The following is a 15181-nucleotide window of genomic DNA, read 5'->3' as shown; positions in this document are numbered from 1 at the left end:
AACCGTTGTAGGCCGTTTCGAACGTGTCTTTTCTGGAGCTACCGTGCTGTCACGGTCTCGTGCGGCGCATCGGCCGATTCGATTGCAGGGGGTTCCGTCAAGGCTTGGCGTGGGGAGGATCGAGTCCCGCTAACTGGACGTTCTTGGAATAGATTTCCAAGAAATTTTGCCGGCCGCGTTCCTCCCTTGTGGGCTTGCAATCGAGGTACACCGGGGGCAGAATGAGGGTGCTCCTTTGAAAAGCCGCCCCCCGCCACGTCACTGTGCAACCAGTGACGTGGCGTTCTGCTTTCTCAGCGTCGCTAGTCGATAGGCAGTCCCCCGAATTTCCCAAGATGGCGCCGAATGTAGCCCCATCTGGTGGCCTATTGGAATAGTCCCGTAGAGCGTCGTTCGAGCCTCCCGGACCGAGTGTCCGAGCCTCTCGATAATAGAGCGACGTTAATGCACAAATCGGTTGCAATAATGGCTTGTTCTGAGCGCTTAAAATGGTTCAGAAAACCATATTTTGCACCGCTTTTTCAAGGACTTAGTGAGTGGTTTCGAGCTTGGGCGCGTCGGGACGGTTCTGACGAAACATTGAAGGTCAGCCAGCCATCCTTTGATGGAGCTTGACCACCTCGACCGACGGCGGTATGAGCCAGTACGCATCTCCAATGCGAGCTACTTCAACGAGGAACACCGTCGAGAGCGCAGATCGTGGATAGCCTGGCGGCGGAGTGAAGACCTTGCCATGGCCGCGAACGTCGCGGAGCTGCTGGGTTCGATGCACCAAGCTCGAACGGAGTGATTTCCTCGTAAGGCTTCGATTCCCCTTCGAGCGCGCGAACGCATCCACCGCCGTCCTGATCGCCTCGCCGCACGCATACCTCATCTGCGCCACGGAAATTCCGCTCGGCCAAGGGACCGTTAGACGGCGCACATCTTCGGCCCACTCGGGCTCGAAGGCGTACCGTCGAAGAAGATGGGTCAGATAGCCTTCGACTTCGGCGCTCGCGAGGGCCTGCCAGATCCTGAGCACTTCGGGCGCGCGCTCGATGTCGGATGACATCTCGCGTATCCGCTTTTCGAGACTGGGCTGATCTATGCGGCCCCAAGCTCCACAGTAGTTCCAGCAGAGTGGGTCGTATGTCGCTCTGTGGGCCGCAGTGTCGCGGGCAAAGTTTGAGCAGATGTCCAGGACCTTCCGGTCCGACAGGAGCGCCGCTAGCGCATGCGTAAGCTCAGAGCACGGGCTGATCGGCCCCTGCTTGGTAGTCGCTCGTTTGAAGGAGAGAAGCGCGGCTAGGACGACCAACGGCTGCGAACACAATGGTTCGTCGACCGGTGCCGTGCTGGGGGCGAGAAGGGTCGGTTTGCTTGCATGGTCGGTCAAGCGCAAGCGCTGCGGGGACGGTATCGAGACCATCCTATCAGCAGAGTAGGGCGTCGATCTACACGAATTTCATGTAATCGTGTACGTGAACGTACGGTCGCGGCGTCTCCCGCATGCGCCCGTCATGGCCAAGACGATTCACCGCCCAGAGTACAGAAGGTTGCTCGATGCCCTTCGACAGAGGCGGGTGGACCTTGGGCTGTCGCAGGTTGCGGTCGCTCGCGAACTTGGGTGGCCGCAGCAAAAATTGTCGTCAGCCGAGGCTTGCGCGCGACGGCTCGACGTACTTGAGTATCTTGAACTGTCGCGGGTGCTGCAGCTGTCACCCAATCGAGCCATAGCTCTCGCCATGCGAGAGCTTAGTTCGTAAGTCTATGGTCCTCGTGCGCGGCGTACAGGACCGCTAGGGCGTCCGCCTGCCACACCTCCGATGGCGAATTTCCGCCGAGCAATCGGGTGGGCTGAAACCACCAGAATGCGCCTGGCCACCCCGTGCTGCCACAGTGGATGAGCGACAGGATCTCAGGCATCCAAAGGCTTGGCCTGCCCGCAGAGTCGAACTGAAAAGCCGGATAAATGAACTCGCTCCGGTACATGACCCAGAAGACGACTCGATTATCCCGGAGCTCCGCAGTGCTCGCCGTACCCAGCCCGAGCTTTGATGCGCGCGTGAGGAGCTGAACGTCGGTGATCCATAGGCGCTCACGTAGCAATCGGTTACGGAGCGCTAGAGTTGCTTCGCGTTGCTCGTCAGACACAAGAGCTCCTTCGCAAAATTTGACGGGCCATTGGCTATCGGATCCGCTCGCGGCTCGCTGGCAATCTCTTCTGAGCTCTTGGCACGAGCCCGTCCGCGGTCAAACGTTCCTGCGGGGTATCGGGACAGCGGGGCAAGCTTAGACACGTCTTGTCGATTGTGCGCTTGAACGCGCCAGAGCGGCGTCGAGCTGCTTCCTGTCAGGAATCCAAGCCGCGCTGCCGGAACTTCCGAGCGCCACAATGCCTGAGCGCTCGGCATCTCCCCAAGGCCGTACACTGTGCGCAAGTCCGATCAAATGGAGAAGTCGGCCATGTTGACGACATCGCGAACCCTGGCATGGGCATCGTTTACGCTTTCGCTGACCGTGTCCGCCACGACATTCGCCCAAGGGACCGATCGATCGCCTACATGGCAGCATGTCCTGGCGGCACCGTACCAGTACGCGGTATCTCTGGATGCCCACGGCTCACACGGCATGCTCGTCGCTACTTCCCACACGCTGATGGCGCGAGGGTCTGACGGCGAGGATCGTTGGCAGAAGCTTGCGTGCGCATCGACAGCGTGCCCTCCGGCCGGATCGGCGGGATACACCACATGGTTGCGCGCTGTCGTTCGGGACGATGGCGGCGTTTGGGCGATTCGCAGCACACGCAATGTCGATGCCTCCAGCGCGAGGTCGACTCTCGCCGCCGTTCACCTGGATCCGGTGGGCAACGTCGTGAGGGAGGTGGTGCTTACCGACGCTTCGCTCGCGGGGGTGCACGCGATGGAGGCGAGCCAGAATGACTTGACGGTGGTGGTCGATGCTTCGCCGCCCGGTAGCTCGAGCTTCCTTTACACGCGGCTGGATGCTGAAGGAAACGTCATAGGTTCCGGTCGACATGTGATCTGGGAGGATTCCGGCGGTCGTGTGTCGATGCGGACCCTTGGCGATGGCGCGACGGTGATCTCGGTCGTGGAAGAACTTCTCTGCTCACTGGGCTGTGCAAGTCCTCGGACCGCGGTCCTGCGCATCGAACAGCACGGCGTGCTCGGTTGGCGTTACGATTTTCAGGGACAGGCCGATGCCGTCACAGCACTCGAGAGCGATGGCTCGGCAACGGGTGTAGTGGCCCACGAGATCGGAGCGCCTGCTTTGGTCTCGATCAGCGCCGATGGTGCGCATGAAGCTTCACGTCCGCTTTCCGACCTAGGCAACCTGCGCGTGGACGGCGTCTCGCCGCTCATCGGTGGCCGACGGCTGGTGTTCTATTCGGCATCCGGCGCGACACCGAAACACGTGGCGTTGATGGACCGTCACGGTCGCCTCACTTCGCGCCGCGCTGTCGATGTGATCGCCTGGTTCAATCCGACTGCTTCGCCTTTCGGCTTCCTCGCCGTGCATGATCGCAACGATGCCTCCGCCGAGCTTCTTTCCGCGACTACGCTTCGGACTCAACAACGATTGCGCCTTCATGGTGCGAGTGTTCCCGACTTCATCGCGCACCCGTTCTGGCATGTCCTCGACGACGGCGTGGTTTACGCAGCCGCCGAAGTGTCGGACGGCGAGGGCGTGCGTCGCCTGGCGCTCGCGCGTTTCGATCTCGCCGGCGATGCCGGCGCCGCATGTTCACCGCAGCGGCAGGCCAAGGCCGCCGTGCCCAGCGACGCATCGCTGCTCGTCTCGGCCTGCGTACCGCCTCGGGCGGTCCGGCCGACGGACGCACCTTCGCCAAGGGAGCGTCCGCGCTGAGTTGGGCGAGGGGATACACCGGATAGCCAAGGGGAGGCTTCGTCATGATCGATCAACCGTGTGGGCAGCGCGCCAGATCGTGGCGCGCGATCATCGTCAGTCTGCTCGTGTGGAACGCCGCCGCGACTGGCGCCATCGCCCAGTCAGGATCCACAGGCGCTTGGCCCATCGCTGTTCTGGAACCCCCTGGCGCTGACATTGCCAGGCCCATCATGGCCGATGTCACGCTGATGGACGACGTCGCCGTCGTGGCCTACGCGGGCACGCCCACACAAGGCTACCGGGTGCATGTTGCCGCGCGAACGGCGAGCGGTTGGGCGGGCTCGATGCCGTTGGTTGAAGGCACGCTTGCCGACGGGCAAGTCGTAACCGTAGAGGCCGATACGCCACGCGTGGCTGTTGGACTTGCGGAAGCATCCGGTGGGGGCCGCGTGGACCTCTACCGCCTCGATGCGGGTATCTGGGCGCACGAACACAGTATCGCGCCGCCCACCGGCATGACGGAGTTCGGTCGGGCAATCTCGCTGCGAGGCGAGCTCATGGCGGTCACCGGCACGACGAGCGCCGGCATCGGCCGTGTGGAAGCTTATCGACGTGACCCTCTCAGTGGCCTCTGGATACCGGCAGGCCTTTCCCTCGCGGCGAGTACCTCCGACGCGTTCGCTTACACGGACGGTGAGCGTGTGGCGGTCTGTACGGCACAGGCATGTCGCACCTACATTCAGAGCGCGCCGTTTGAGTGGAGCGTTGAAGCGAGTGTCGTGAGCGAGTCCGGGCCTGTCGCGCTGATCGGCAGCACGCTGCTCGTTCATGGCGCAGATCAACGGGTGCGCTTCCACCGCAGGGAAGGTGTCAGCTGGGTGCAGACTCAAATGGCGGAATACGTCGAGCAGTTCGATATCGACGGTGATCGTCTGGTGGTGAGGCGTTCACTCGATGGGCGAGTCGCCATGTTGGCGAAGGATGGCAGCGGAGTGTGGGACGAAGTGTCCGCCGTCATGATTCCCTTCCAGCAGCTGGCGTTCGGGCCCATGGCATGGCGGGGCTCGTTCGCGCTCGTGGGCCATCAGGGATTCCAGCTCGCCGGCGGCACGTGGATCCCCAATGGCGTCGTTGGCCTTCCCGACCTCAACGACGCGCGCTTTGGAAGCGCGATTGCGATTACGAACAAGCGCCTCTGGGTCGGAAGCCCCGGATGGTCCGCGCCCGACCATGCGTCGGGTGGCGTGTGGGTCTACCCAAGGCCGGGCAGCACCCTTCCTGCCGCGGGCCCCTTGTCGCCGGCTTCGCCTGCGCTCTCGCGCGGTCACGGGGCGGCGATCAGCGCGGACTACTTCTACACCGTCGCCGTTGCCTCTCGCACTCAGACGACTGTGGAACCTCACGAGGTACGCGTGACGCCATACGGAGCCGCAGCACCTGCGCCGGCGCCTGCGAGTGATCTGATTGCGCCGGTGCTGTCGGGTCGCATCCTGGATATCGACGTGGCTGTGGACACCAATACGCTTGCGCTGACATGGCGACGGCTGCAGGTCGCCGGTGGTGCAATCGGCGAGGTCAAGGTCTTCAGCAACCGAGGCCAAGGCATGAATCTGACGCAGAGCATCACGCTTCCGTATAAAGGCGACTATCCGGACTTCGGCTACGGCACGCGAGTCAACCTCTACGACCATCAACTCGTCGCGGGCGTGATGCGCTATCAGCGATCCAGCGTCTACAGCGATTTCGCTCCCACCGAGCGATTGTGGACGCCGCTGGCGTGGTCGCCGCGCGCGACGGGAGCGGCGGGCAACGACCTCTACGTCGTCGTGCCCTACAGCGCCGAATTCGACATCGTGGCCTACGTATACGCGCGACGCGTGTCTTCGAATGGGGAGTACTACCGCGAAGCGGTCTATGGCAACGGCATGATCACCTGGCAAGGATGCGAGGTCGCTGCGATTGATCTGACCGACAAGATCGTATGCCTGGCCAAGGGCTCAGATGGCGCACCCTACGTCTACCGCGCGACACGCGCGACCCAGAGTTCACCTTGGCGAGTCAACGCGGGTGGTCGCGTCCCAGGACCGTACCCTTACAGCTCGCGCTTCTCGCTCGCGATGGATGGAGATGAGGTGTACGTCGGGTGGCCGAAGACGGGCACCGGTGTGGCCGGTACGGACGTCGGCCGCGTGGTGGTGATGACGTTCAACGAGACGATCTTCCGCTCGGGCTTCCAGTGAAGCTCGTGCCGACATGACCCGCAGAGCAATGGCTGTTGCATATGCGTCTGTGCCGTAGAGCGACTTCGCCAATCGGCTGAGCTGCGGGCCTCAAACGATCGTGCGTTCCGGTCAGTGAGGCGTGGCGATAGACTCGAGGAACTCACGCTTCGCTTCGCTATCGCGGGTCTGGGTCAGGTTGGCGAGCGACACCATGCCTACCAAGCGCTCCTTTCGATCGAGCACGGGCAGCCTCCTCACTTCAAGACTCGCCATGGTGCGTGCCACTGCCTCCGCGTCTTCGTCGTCGTAGCAGAACTTCACGTCCGCCGACATGAAGCGATCGACCGTGCCGTCGCTCTTCCCATCCGCGACTGCGCGGATGACGATGTCCCGATCGGTCAGCATGCCGACGAGCTTCTGGCCGCTCCGCACAGGAAGGGAGCCGATGTCGGCGTCGCGCATCATGCGAGCGGCGGCACGGATGTCCTCGGCCACGTCGATGACGTGCGCGTCTTTGGTCATGATTTCGCGGATCTTCATGTGAGCGTCCTCGTTCGGTATGTGCGCCTGGTGGGAAACGAACGTGCGAAGGGGCTGCCGTAGCAGCAGCCCCTTCGCTTCGGCTTACAGCGTGCCTTCGAAGTCGCGCACGTGCTTCTCCGCCTCATCCTTGGCGTAGCCGTAGCGCTCCTGGATCTTGCCGGCGAGGTACTCGCGGTTGCCTTCTGCAACCTTGAGATCGTCGTCGGTCAACTTGCCCCACTTTTCCTTGATCGTGCCGGAAAGCTGCTTCCACTTGCCCTTGATGCGATCTTCGTTCATGGCGGTACTCCACGTGTGGTGCGCTCTGGGCGCACAAGGGTGTTGGGTCTGGATCAGGCCTTCGGAGCGCTGGCTTCCGAACCCGTCGAAATGTCGTCGGCGTTGTGGCGCTTGAAGATGTCCTTCGCGGCGTCGCGCTGCTTGCTGTCTTCGGTGTGGACCGACAGCAAAATGTTGCCGCTACGCACCTTCTCCTCGTAGCGCTTGGCTTCGAACTCGGGGATGCCCATGCCCACGAGCGCACCGATCACGCCGCCCGCGGCGCCACCGACAGCGCCGCCCGCAAGTGCGGCCATGATCGGGCCGGCAGCGATCAGCGGGCCGACACCCGGAATCGCGAGTGCACCGATGCCGGCGAGCCAGCCCAGCGCCGCTCCGACGCCGAGGCCAGCAGCACCACCCGCCGTCGCGCCTTCGGGCGCCTTGGTGTTGTGCTCGTGCGCGAAATCCTTGGTCGTGCGCTTGTCCGGGAGAAGCGCCGAGATGTCGTTGCTCGTGAAGCCGGACGCCTTGAGGTCGGCGATGATGAGCTCAGCCTGGTCGACGGTGCGGGCAGTGCAGTACACGGAAGCTTTCATGTGGGTCTCCTGCGAATCGAGGTGTTGAATCAGGGCGTATCGAGGGCGATCTGGTTGGTCACGCGCTTTACGCCCGCCACGCGGCTGACGATGCTTTCCACGCGCGCCTTTTCGTCCGCCGAGGCGACGGTGCCGCGCAGCGTCACGTGACCGGCTGCAGCCACCATCGTCACGTTCTTCGCAGAGGTCGAGAGCGATTCGTCGTCGACGATCGCCGATCGAACGGCCGCAGCGAGATCGATGTCCGACTGGTTGTTCGGCTGATCGAGTGCCGTCACGCCCTTTTCGGTAGCGTGCTTCGTGGTCGTCGTGTCCTGCGCAGGCGGATCGGCTGCAAAGGCCAAGCCGACAGCGCTGGCGCTCGCCAAAGCGAGGCCGATATGAGTGAGTTTCATGGGGATGTCCTTGGTGTCCATGGAGGCGATGTGGCCTCCGGGGTGCTGCGAGTAGGCCACTGCGCGGATGAACATCAGCCCGCTTCAACATGACTGATGCTCGCAGCATTCAGGCTCGTTGACCGATGAGGTTTACGAATATGCAAAAGCAAGAAAGATGCAGCTTCGACTGTCGGCGCTCCTTCGGGGTGCGCTCGGCTCCAGTGCAGCACACGCGTTTCGCTTTCGCGTAGTCCACCTGCTACACGCCTACCTCGCGAGCCAAGCCGAACGCGCTTCAGGATCAGGTCGGGAGAGAAGTGCGAACGTGGATGCTCCCTCAGGAGATGCGCGCTATGTGGCTCAGAGCGGTGATGCCCGATGTGCCAACGTTCGAGTCGCTTTCTGCAGCGCTTCGGTCCGAGTCAGCCTGCTGTGTAAGGACGCGCGGCTTGGCACCGTGCGTCATGGTGTGTGCCGAACGCCTGGAGGTCGTGTGGAACGAGCCCGCGCTGGCGATGCTCAACAGCATCATGGCGCTCGAGCATGTCGAAGAGCTGCCGGATCCGATGCAAGACGACTATGTGCCGCTCTCCGCATGATGTGAGAAGCCGACGTCGCGGTATCACTTCGCCTTCTTCTTACCCCCACCGTCCTGCTTGTTCACCGTCGCCCATGCGCGCTTGACGGCGGTCTTCTTCGAGACACCCTTCTTCTCGTAAGCCTCTTCTATGTGTGCCGCCTTGCGCTTCTGCTTCGCGGTGTAGGCTGATTTGTCACCTTGTGACATGACGCGAATCCTCTCGTTCTGATGGAGAGCCTCAGCTGGGAGTGCGCATTGCAGCGGCGTACGCACGCGCGTGAGCGATCACCCCGGCCACTCGGGGTTCCACACGATTTCCCAGAGGTGGCCGTCAGGATCACGGAAGTAGCCGGAGTAGCCACCCCATGAGGTCTTGTCTGCGGTTTTTACAATGGTCGCGCCGGCCGACTCAGCAATCTTCATGATCGCGTCGACCTGATCGCGTGACGTCACGTTGTGGCCCAGCGTTACCTCGGTCGAGCTCGCGGGGCCGACCGGAAGCCGAGTGTCGTGCGCGATGCTGGCGCGCGGCCACAAGGCCAACGAAGCCCCGGCTGCAGATCGATGAAGACAACAGCTCCATGCTCGATGGTCTCGCCGACGATGCCTTCGGTCGCAAAGCCCAAGCCGTCGCGGTAGAAGCGGAGCGCGGCCTCGAGATTGTCGACGCCGAGTGTGATGACCGTGATCTTCGGTTCCATGATGCTTCCTATACGCAGACGGCGTGCTGGCCATGCCTGACGGTCAGGATGGATGTCTCGACGTGCCGCGCAGTTCGTTGCCGAAGATCCTCGAAGAACGACTCCGCCGCTTGTGCCATCGCGTGCTGCAAGGCGAGTTCGTTCTCGAAGAGCTCAGCACCAGGTTCGAGGCGAAACGGTGACGTGGAGAATCCATGCCATGCGTGGAGATGGGTGGCGCGTAGCAAGCCATCACGCCGTAACACGGCGAGGACTTCCCAGTGGCCACCCGCCACGTCACCGCATCGGGTAATCGTGATTCTGTCGTCGAAGATTCGAGCCGAGATCGCGCTCATCCGCGGGGCCCTCCCATGACGGGAAGGATCACGCCGTTCACGTAACTCGAGCAGACGGGCGAAGCGAGGAAGACGTAGGCCGGCGATATTTCCTCGGGCTGCGCGGGCCGCCCCATGTCGCTGTCCTTGCCGAACGTCGATACGTCGTCAGCCTCTCGATCTGCAGGATTCAGGGGTGTCCACACGGGACCCGGAGCGACAGCGTTCACGCGGATGCCTCGAGGAAGCAGGTGGCTCGCAAGCGACTGCGTGAAGGCGTGTATGGCGCCCTTGGTTGCCGAGTAGTCGAGCAAGGCCGGACTTCCGATGATGCCCGTCTCCGAGCCGGTGTTGATGATCGAGCTTCCCTGCTTCATGTGGGGTACCGCCGCACGCGCCATGTGGAAGTAGCCGGCAATGTTCGTCTGCAAGGTCTCTTGCAGATGATCGTCACTGAGATCTTCGATGGCCTTGCAGTGCTGCTGAAAGGCGGCGTTGTTGACCAGGACATCGAGATGGCCCCACGTCTTCACGACTTGGGCAACGACGCGTTCGCAGAAAGCCGAATCCTTGACGTCGCCCGCGATGGCCAGTGCACGAGCGCCTTCGGCCTCAATAGCTCTCACGGTGTCGCGAGCATCCTTCTCTTCATCAAGATGCACGATGGCGACGTCGGCACCTTCACGTGCGAAGAGGACGGCCACGGCACGACCGATTCCGGAGTCGCCTCCGGTGATGATCGCGACGCGACCCTCGAGCTTTCCGCTGCCGCGGTAGTCCGGCGCTTCAAATCGGGGCGCAACCTCCAGATCTCGCTCGTTCCCTGGCTTGGCCAAGTGCTGCTTGGGTAGCGGGGTGGCAGGTTGCTTTCTCGTACCGGCCTGCACGGGCTTCGGATCAGGCTTCGAGCGCTTGGCGTTGCTGGCCATCGCTTTCTTCTGGATGGCGCGCTGATGCTTTGCCGCGGCCTTGCCGGCTGAGACGTCGGCCGCGTTGTTCGGGTCGCGCGCCGGCTTCTTCGATCGTGTGCTCATCGCATTTCCTTCGTGTCGGCGCATTGCTGTAGCAGCACCACGTGTCGATGCAGCGGCCATCAGAACGATGCCGCATGCTCCGTGCAATGCGAGTGGCCGCATTCGCAAGGACCGTCGTGGCCGTCGTGCTTGCGGCAATGCTCGCTACAGAAGTCGCCCTTCGCACTCACGGGGCACGAGCAAGAGGAGTGGGCACAGGTCGGTGTTGTCGAACTGCTCATGGCATCCATCCAAGCGCGGAAGAATGTCTCTTGTGCGCCTCGCGCCGTGAACGTGATCCATCGAGGGTGCTATGCGCCCTTCGCCGTACAGCCAGACATCAGGATCTGAGGCGAAGCGAAGACCTTCGAGTCATCGCCTGATGGCTCCGCCAACTCACGCGCGGGCGCCCAGTATCGACAACGTGAACACTAGGGAAGCGTCCGATTCGAGGGCTCTAGGAAGCGCGGACACGTGCATGACAGACTCCGCGCACGCCCTCGTCGCCGTGACTTTCCCCCGCCATCGGGAAGCTCTCATCTCGGTGCGAGGGCGCACCTCTACCACCCGCAACGAGCCGCGAGCCGCCGCTGGGGCGATGCGACGCTGACGGGAGCATTCGAAGCAGGGGTTCTCATGCGATCACGACACGACCTTCGCGACGTGAAGCCCCGTGAGGGTCAGCTCGTCTACTACTCCGTAGAAGGGCATTCCGGTGTTGCACGTTTCTTGCGGGGCAGCTTGATCGACACGTTCACACTGGACGCCGTGCCTGAGGCTGCATCGGTGCTCTGGTGGGACACGGCCTTCGACATCGAACCACCTGCTCCGACTTGAGCGGGCGTAGTTCTGCGCGTCGCCTACAGCCGAGGCTCGGCACCATTGGATTTCGAGGTCGATGTTCGACGGTGATCGGCAGGCTTGGCGAGTTGCGTGGTGGTACGCGCAATTTCCTCGAGAAGACGACGGAAGGGTGCGCGGTCGAAGTACTCGAGCGCGTCAGCCCACGTCATGAAATTTACGGACTGCCGTTCGACGTAGTCGCGTGGCGAGATGGCGTCCGAGTCCGAGTCAGCGGCTGAAGCATCCAGTCGGCCAGCCCACACCATCATCCCGAAGTCCCCACGGAAGTGCACCGTCACGGCGTAACGCGTGCCATCGCTCAAGCGCTCTCGGTCAGACACGTGAGCAATCGGGCCGTTCTGCATGGTGCACCTCCTTTCGGAGCTGAACAGCCTACGGTGATCGCGGTAACGAAACGTTATCTGCAGAGAAAGGCGCGTGACGCGCGTCGCAGTTCCCTAGAAGCGGTCATCCGCGCACGCAGTCTTCAAGCCCGCACGACCACACCCAGTTCGGAGAGGTGCCGGAACAACCCGGCCAACGTGATGACGTCTTGTCGGTTGTGAGCCTGGACGCGCTTGAGCAAGCAAGAGCTTCCGCCTCGCAGAAAGCCAAGCCACGCCGCGGGCGCTTCCGATCCTGGCAGATCGTCCTCGCGCACAACGCGCAGGACCTCGCGCTCGATCGTCGCGAGCCGGCAGTTCTCGAACGCGCCGCGGTAGCGGCGTCGCGTCGGATACAACAAGTCGACATGTCTCAGACCGGCGAGTGGATGCTGGCGCCGCGCGAGCCGATAGCGCGTGGCGAGCAACGGCGCGTCGTAGCACTTGCCGTTGTAGCTGCAGAGGATCGAGGACGGTTGGACCCACGACGCCAACGCATCGAGCATCGCGGATTCTGCCGACATGGTCGCGATGGTCAGCTGCCGGATGCGGAGCGAACGCTGATGCCAGTCCGCGACCCCGACCATGAAGGCGCGCGTGCCGGTCCCGCCGGCAAGCCCCGTGGTCTCCGTGTCGAAGAACAGCAGGTCCTCGGAACGGATCGCGTCGCCACGATCGAACGCGCCGTCGAAGGAGTCGGGAAGCACTGCCTCAGGCAAGAACTCTTCGGCGTAGTGCAGGCCGGGCGCAATCAGCGTTCCAGGCAACGATCGATCCAACGACGTGTTGGGAGCAACACGCCGGTCGTGAAGGCGCAGCATGCTGCGCAACCTATCCACAGTCGGTACGGCGGCAGGTGCACTCGGAGCAGGCGTGCGTGCGCCTCCCGCCTGCCGCTTGAGCTGCTGAAGTCTCGCAAGCGTCATGCTCATGCAGCGGACAGCGCCTCGAGCACACGCAGCGCCAACGCCTTGGGCGTGACGTCACTCGTCTCCTGGACGGCCAGCACCGGGCCCACGCACGCGGGACAGCCCGCCTTGCACGCGCAGCGGTCTACCAGCTCGCGAGCATGTGTGACCATGTCGCGCTGGCGATGCCACAGCGGCTCGCTCTGGCCGATACCGCCCGGGAAGTTGTCGTAGAGGTACACGGTCGGTACGAAGGTGTCGTGCCGATCAGGATTGGAGACGCTTCCGTCCGTCGACCGCAGCGTTCCGCGGCCACGACCATCGCCGCTCGCGAACCACGCGCCGTCGCCGCTGCCCACGGCCTTCTGGAGGTCAGAAGCGTCGGCCATCACGGCAACCTTGGCCACGAGGTGCAGCGCGGCCGCGGCGCCGAGGAATGCATCGAGCATCTCCTGGCGCGACGTAAAGAGGCGCTCGAGCTCGTGCTGCGGAAGCTGCCACCAGACCGACGAGGTATGCATCTCCTGATCGGGCAGCGTGACCGGTCCGTAGCCGATGTTCTCGTGGGTGTAGTAGCGGATCTTCTTGTAGCCCGCGACGCGTCGGACGACGTGCACCTCACCGTGATGACACGTGCCGGCGCCGGCGATGCCACCGTCGAATCGCTCCAGCACCTTCAGGCGGGTGTAGTCGATCGCATCGGTGTAGTAGTCCACGTGCGTCCGCGTGACGTAGGCCTTGCGTCCCTCCCAGTCGAGGCGCTCGACCTGGTAGGGCACGGACTGCACCATGTGGATCGCACCCTCGTAGAGCATCAACGGCGCCGACGAGTAGTCGACCTCTGCGATGATGACCTGGCGTCCATCGGTGCGGTCCACGACAACAAAGTTGCCATCGGCCACCGATCGCAGCGACACCGCATTGGCGGGGTAGCTGTCGGCGATCCATTCCCAGCGATCACCTTCGGCGTGAACAACGCCATCCTCGGCGAGGAGCTGCAGGTAGACCTCAGGCTCCACGGGACCGAAGCGCTCGCCCTTCGTGAAGGGAAGCTCGAAGGCCGCGCACCGGATGTGATCGAGCAGGATCACGGGCTGATCGGCCGCAATGCGGGCGTGTTCGGGCGGCGCCGCGCTGAAGAACTCGGGGTGCCGCACGACGTACTGGTCCAACGGGTCGGAGCTCGCGACCATCACCCCCAACGACGCTTGCTGCCGGCGACCCGCTCGGCCGAAGCGCTGCCAGGTCGAGGCGATCGAACCAGGGTAGCCGTTGAGCACGACCAGATCGAGGCTGCCGATATCCACGCCGAGCTCGAGCGCGGACGTGGAGATGATGCAGTCGATGTGGCCTGCACGCATGGCCTTCTCGGCATCGCGCCGCTCGGTGGGAAGGTAGCCTCCGCGATAGGCGCGCACGCGAGGCGGTTTGCGCGGGTCGTGGTCGAACACGTCTTTCAAGTACTTCGTCAGCACTTCGACCATTGTGCGCGACTGGGCAAACACCAGCGTCTTGAGGCCAGCCCTCACGGCTGAGCGCGCGATGCGTTTCGACTGCGATCGCGCAGAGGCCCTGAGCCCAAGATCCGGATTGACGATCGGCGGGTTCCAGAGGAGGACGTGCTTGTCACCCGTAGGCGCACCCGATTCGGTGATGGCGTGGACCTCATCACCGAGTAGAGCCTCGGCGTGGTCCTTCGCGTTGCCGATCGTCGCGGAGCAGAGGATGAACTGCGGATTCGAGCCGTAGAACGCGCACACGCGCTTGAGGCGGCGGATGACGTTGGCGAGGTGTGAGCCGAATACACCGCGGTAGGTGTGGATCTCGTCGATGACGACGTAGCGCAGGCCTTCGAAGAACTGAGCCCACTTGGTGTGATGCGGAAGGATGCCCTGATGCAGCATGTCCGGATTCGAGACGACGATGTCGCCGTTGAGCCGGATGGCCTGGCGCTGGTCTCCCGGCGTGTCGCCATCGAACGTGGCGGGCTTGAGGCCCAGATCACCTGCGCGATTGAGGTCGAGCAGCTCGGCGACCTGATCCTGCGAGAGCGCTTTCGTGGGGAACAGGTACAGCGCCTTCGTGCGCTGGGTCATCACGCCACTGACGACGGGCAAGGTGTAGCAGAGTGACTTTCCCGACGCTGTCGGCGTGGCCAACACGACATGGCCGCCGCGTGAGATCGCCGTCCACGCTTCGGCCTGGTGTGCGTAGAGCTGCTCGATGCCGCGCGATCGCAACGCCTGAGCCAAGCGATCGGGGAGGCCGTCGGGGAGGGGTGCGAACGATCCGGGCCGGCCGGGCTGCACGAAGTGGCCGGTGATCAGGCCGTCGTACTTCGACGCGAGACGTAAGGCAAAGCTGCCACCATCGGATGCTGGTGCGGGCAACGCAGGACGATCAAACGCGGAAGCGATGCTCATGGCAGCTCCATGGGGGAGCCGCGTCTTCTACGAAGCCTCGATCTCAATGCATGAGATCAGCGGGCGACGGATCGCCTTCCGAGACGACGCCGGGCGTGGCAGGTGATGGCGGTCGGGCTGTATGCGTACGAATGTACGTCCATCAGCCCGTCGTCGTCAACGAGGCGT

17 protein-coding genes are annotated in these 15181 nt (G+C 63.3%); 4 read left to right on the top strand and 13 right to left on the bottom strand.

Features of this window, described 5'->3' with window-relative positions:
- Window positions 1-586 precede the first annotated feature (586 nt).
- Window positions 587-1051 (bottom strand): hypothetical protein, encoded by a 465-nt coding sequence (locus ACQQ2N_RS17425; protein ID WP_440222837.1) that lies wholly within the window; start codon window positions 1049-1051, stop codon window positions 587-589.
- A gap of 448 nt (window positions 1052-1499) precedes the next feature.
- On the opposite strand from ACQQ2N_RS17425, the gene ACQQ2N_RS17420 reads away from it, so the two are divergent.
- From ACQQ2N_RS17420 to ACQQ2N_RS17410, 3 genes are all read left to right on the top strand, one after another.
- Window positions 1500-1745, top strand: a complete 246-nt coding sequence (locus tag ACQQ2N_RS17420; RefSeq protein ID WP_440222836.1) for a helix-turn-helix domain-containing protein — start codon at window positions 1500-1502, stop codon at window positions 1743-1745.
- Between the two features lie 667 nt (window positions 1746-2412).
- Window positions 2413-3867 (top strand): hypothetical protein, encoded by a 1455-nt coding sequence (locus ACQQ2N_RS17415; RefSeq protein WP_440222835.1) that lies wholly within the window; start codon window positions 2413-2415, stop codon window positions 3865-3867.
- Window positions 3868-3911: 44 nt separating this feature from the next.
- Window positions 3912-6089: a hypothetical protein gene (locus ACQQ2N_RS17410; protein ID WP_440222834.1), complete on the top strand. Its 2178-nt coding sequence runs from the start codon at window positions 3912-3914 to the stop codon at window positions 6087-6089.
- Between the two features lie 111 nt (window positions 6090-6200).
- Here ACQQ2N_RS17410 and ACQQ2N_RS17405 read toward each other — a convergent pair whose 3' ends face one another.
- The 4 genes from ACQQ2N_RS17405 to ACQQ2N_RS17390 all read right to left on the bottom strand — a co-directional run bounded on the left by ACQQ2N_RS17405 (window position 6201) and on the right by ACQQ2N_RS17390 (window position 7887).
- Entirely contained in the window at window positions 6201-6611 is a 411-nt protein-coding gene (locus ACQQ2N_RS17405) for a CBS domain-containing protein (RefSeq protein ID WP_440222833.1), read from the bottom strand.
- An 84-nt stretch (window positions 6612-6695) separates the two neighbouring features.
- The gene (locus tag ACQQ2N_RS17400) at window positions 6696-6893 is read right to left on the bottom strand and encodes a CsbD family protein (protein ID WP_440222832.1); all 198 of its coding nucleotides are present in this window, start codon (window positions 6891-6893) and stop codon (window positions 6696-6698) included.
- A gap of 53 nt (window positions 6894-6946) precedes the next feature.
- Window positions 6947-7471 carry a hypothetical protein gene (locus ACQQ2N_RS17395; RefSeq protein ID WP_440222831.1) on the bottom strand — a complete coding sequence of 175 codons (525 nt, stop codon included), beginning with the start codon at window positions 7469-7471 and terminating at the stop codon, window positions 6947-6949.
- A 29-nt stretch (window positions 7472-7500) separates the two neighbouring features.
- Window positions 7501-7887 carry a BON domain-containing protein gene (locus ACQQ2N_RS17390; protein ID WP_440222830.1) on the bottom strand — a complete coding sequence of 129 codons (387 nt, stop codon included), beginning with the start codon at window positions 7885-7887 and terminating at the stop codon, window positions 7501-7503.
- A gap of 410 nt (window positions 7888-8297) precedes the next feature.
- On the opposite strand from ACQQ2N_RS17390, the gene ACQQ2N_RS17385 reads away from it, so the two are divergent.
- Entirely contained in the window at window positions 8298-8447 is a 150-nt protein-coding gene (locus tag ACQQ2N_RS17385; protein WP_440222829.1) for a hypothetical protein, read from the top strand.
- Between the two features lie 23 nt (window positions 8448-8470).
- On the opposite strand, the gene ACQQ2N_RS17380 is transcribed toward ACQQ2N_RS17385, so the two are convergent.
- From ACQQ2N_RS17380 to ACQQ2N_RS17345, 8 genes are all read right to left on the bottom strand, one after another.
- Entirely contained in the window at window positions 8471-8635 is a 165-nt protein-coding gene (locus ACQQ2N_RS17380) for a hypothetical protein (RefSeq protein ID WP_440225823.1), read from the bottom strand.
- Window positions 8636-8713: 78 nt separating this feature from the next.
- Window positions 8714-8881 carry a VOC family protein gene (locus tag ACQQ2N_RS17375; RefSeq protein ID WP_440222828.1) on the bottom strand — a complete coding sequence of 56 codons (168 nt, stop codon included), beginning with the start codon at window positions 8879-8881 and terminating at the stop codon, window positions 8714-8716.
- A 14-nt stretch (window positions 8882-8895) separates the two neighbouring features.
- Window positions 8896-9129, bottom strand: a complete 234-nt coding sequence (locus ACQQ2N_RS17370; protein ID WP_440222827.1) for a VOC family protein — start codon at window positions 9127-9129, stop codon at window positions 8896-8898.
- A gap of 8 nt (window positions 9130-9137) precedes the next feature.
- A complete protein-coding gene (locus ACQQ2N_RS17365) occupies window positions 9138-9464 on the bottom strand; it encodes a hypothetical protein (RefSeq protein ID WP_440222826.1) in 327 nt (108 codons plus the stop codon).
- Window positions 9461-10477, bottom strand: coding sequence for an SDR family oxidoreductase (locus tag ACQQ2N_RS17360; protein WP_440222825.1), 1017 nt, complete (start codon window positions 10475-10477; stop codon window positions 9461-9463). The genes ACQQ2N_RS17365 and ACQQ2N_RS17360 overlap by 4 nt, the downstream gene beginning before the upstream one ends.
- An 839-nt stretch (window positions 10478-11316) precedes the next feature.
- Entirely contained in the window at window positions 11317-11664 is a 348-nt protein-coding gene (locus ACQQ2N_RS17355) for a hypothetical protein (protein ID WP_440222824.1), read from the bottom strand.
- Between the two features lie 122 nt (window positions 11665-11786).
- Window positions 11787-12503 carry a ribonuclease H-like domain-containing protein gene (locus ACQQ2N_RS17350; RefSeq protein ID WP_440222823.1) on the bottom strand — a complete coding sequence of 239 codons (717 nt, stop codon included), beginning with the start codon at window positions 12501-12503 and terminating at the stop codon, window positions 11787-11789.
- Between the two features lie 107 nt (window positions 12504-12610).
- The gene (locus ACQQ2N_RS17345) at window positions 12611-15013 is read right to left on the bottom strand and encodes a DEAD/DEAH box helicase (protein WP_440222822.1); all 2403 of its coding nucleotides are present in this window, start codon (window positions 15011-15013) and stop codon (window positions 12611-12613) included.
- Between the last annotated feature and the right edge of the window lie 168 nt (window positions 15014-15181).

Origin of the sequence: Dokdonella aquatica (genome assembly GCF_051987395.1) — a bacterium.
Lineage (GTDB): Bacteria > Pseudomonadota > Gammaproteobacteria > Xanthomonadales > Rhodanobacteraceae > Dokdonella.
This window is presented reverse-complemented; position numbering and strand designations above follow the sequence as displayed.

What these genes read in the sequence shown, in the direction of transcription:
- ACQQ2N_RS17425 (WP_440222837.1), bottom strand. Translation starts at nt 1,051, where the DNA reads ATGTCATCCGACATCGAGCGCGCGCCCGAAGTGCTCAGGATCTGGCAG.
- ACQQ2N_RS17420 (WP_440222836.1), top strand. Translation starts at nt 1,500, where the DNA reads ATGGCCAAGACGATTCACCGCCCAGAGTACAGAAGGTTGCTCGATGCC.
- ACQQ2N_RS17410 (WP_440222834.1), top strand. Translation starts at nt 3,912, where the DNA reads ATGATCGATCAACCGTGTGGGCAGCGCGCCAGATCGTGGCGCGCGATC.
- ACQQ2N_RS17405 (WP_440222833.1), bottom strand. Translation starts at nt 6,611, where the DNA reads ATGAAGATCCGCGAAATCATGACCAAAGACGCGCACGTCATCGACGTG.
- ACQQ2N_RS17400 (WP_440222832.1), bottom strand. Translation starts at nt 6,893, where the DNA reads ATGAACGAAGATCGCATCAAGGGCAAGTGGAAGCAGCTTTCCGGCACG.
- ACQQ2N_RS17395 (WP_440222831.1), bottom strand. Translation starts at nt 7,471, where the DNA reads ATGAAAGCTTCCGTGTACTGCACTGCCCGCACCGTCGACCAGGCTGAG.
- ACQQ2N_RS17390 (WP_440222830.1), bottom strand. Translation starts at nt 7,887, where the DNA reads ATGGACACCAAGGACATCCCCATGAAACTCACTCATATCGGCCTCGCT.
- ACQQ2N_RS17380 (WP_440225823.1), bottom strand. Translation starts at nt 8,635, where the DNA reads ATGTCACAAGGTGACAAATCAGCCTACACCGCGAAGCAGAAGCGCAAG.
- ACQQ2N_RS17370 (WP_440222827.1), bottom strand. Translation starts at nt 9,129, where the DNA reads ATGGAACCGAAGATCACGGTCATCACACTCGGCGTCGACAATCTCGAG.
- ACQQ2N_RS17365 (WP_440222826.1), bottom strand. Translation starts at nt 9,464, where the DNA reads ATGAGCGCGATCTCGGCTCGAATCTTCGACGACAGAATCACGATTACC.
- ACQQ2N_RS17360 (WP_440222825.1), bottom strand. Translation starts at nt 10,477, where the DNA reads ATGAGCACACGATCGAAGAAGCCGGCGCGCGACCCGAACAACGCGGCC.
- ACQQ2N_RS17355 (WP_440222824.1), bottom strand. Translation starts at nt 11,664, where the DNA reads ATGCAGAACGGCCCGATTGCTCACGTGTCTGACCGAGAGCGCTTGAGC.
- ACQQ2N_RS17350 (WP_440222823.1), bottom strand. Translation starts at nt 12,503, where the DNA reads ATGCTGCGCCTTCACGACCGGCGTGTTGCTCCCAACACGTCGTTGGAT.
- ACQQ2N_RS17345 (WP_440222822.1), bottom strand. Translation starts at nt 15,013, where the DNA reads ATGAGCATCGCTTCCGCGTTTGATCGTCCTGCGTTGCCCGCACCAGCA.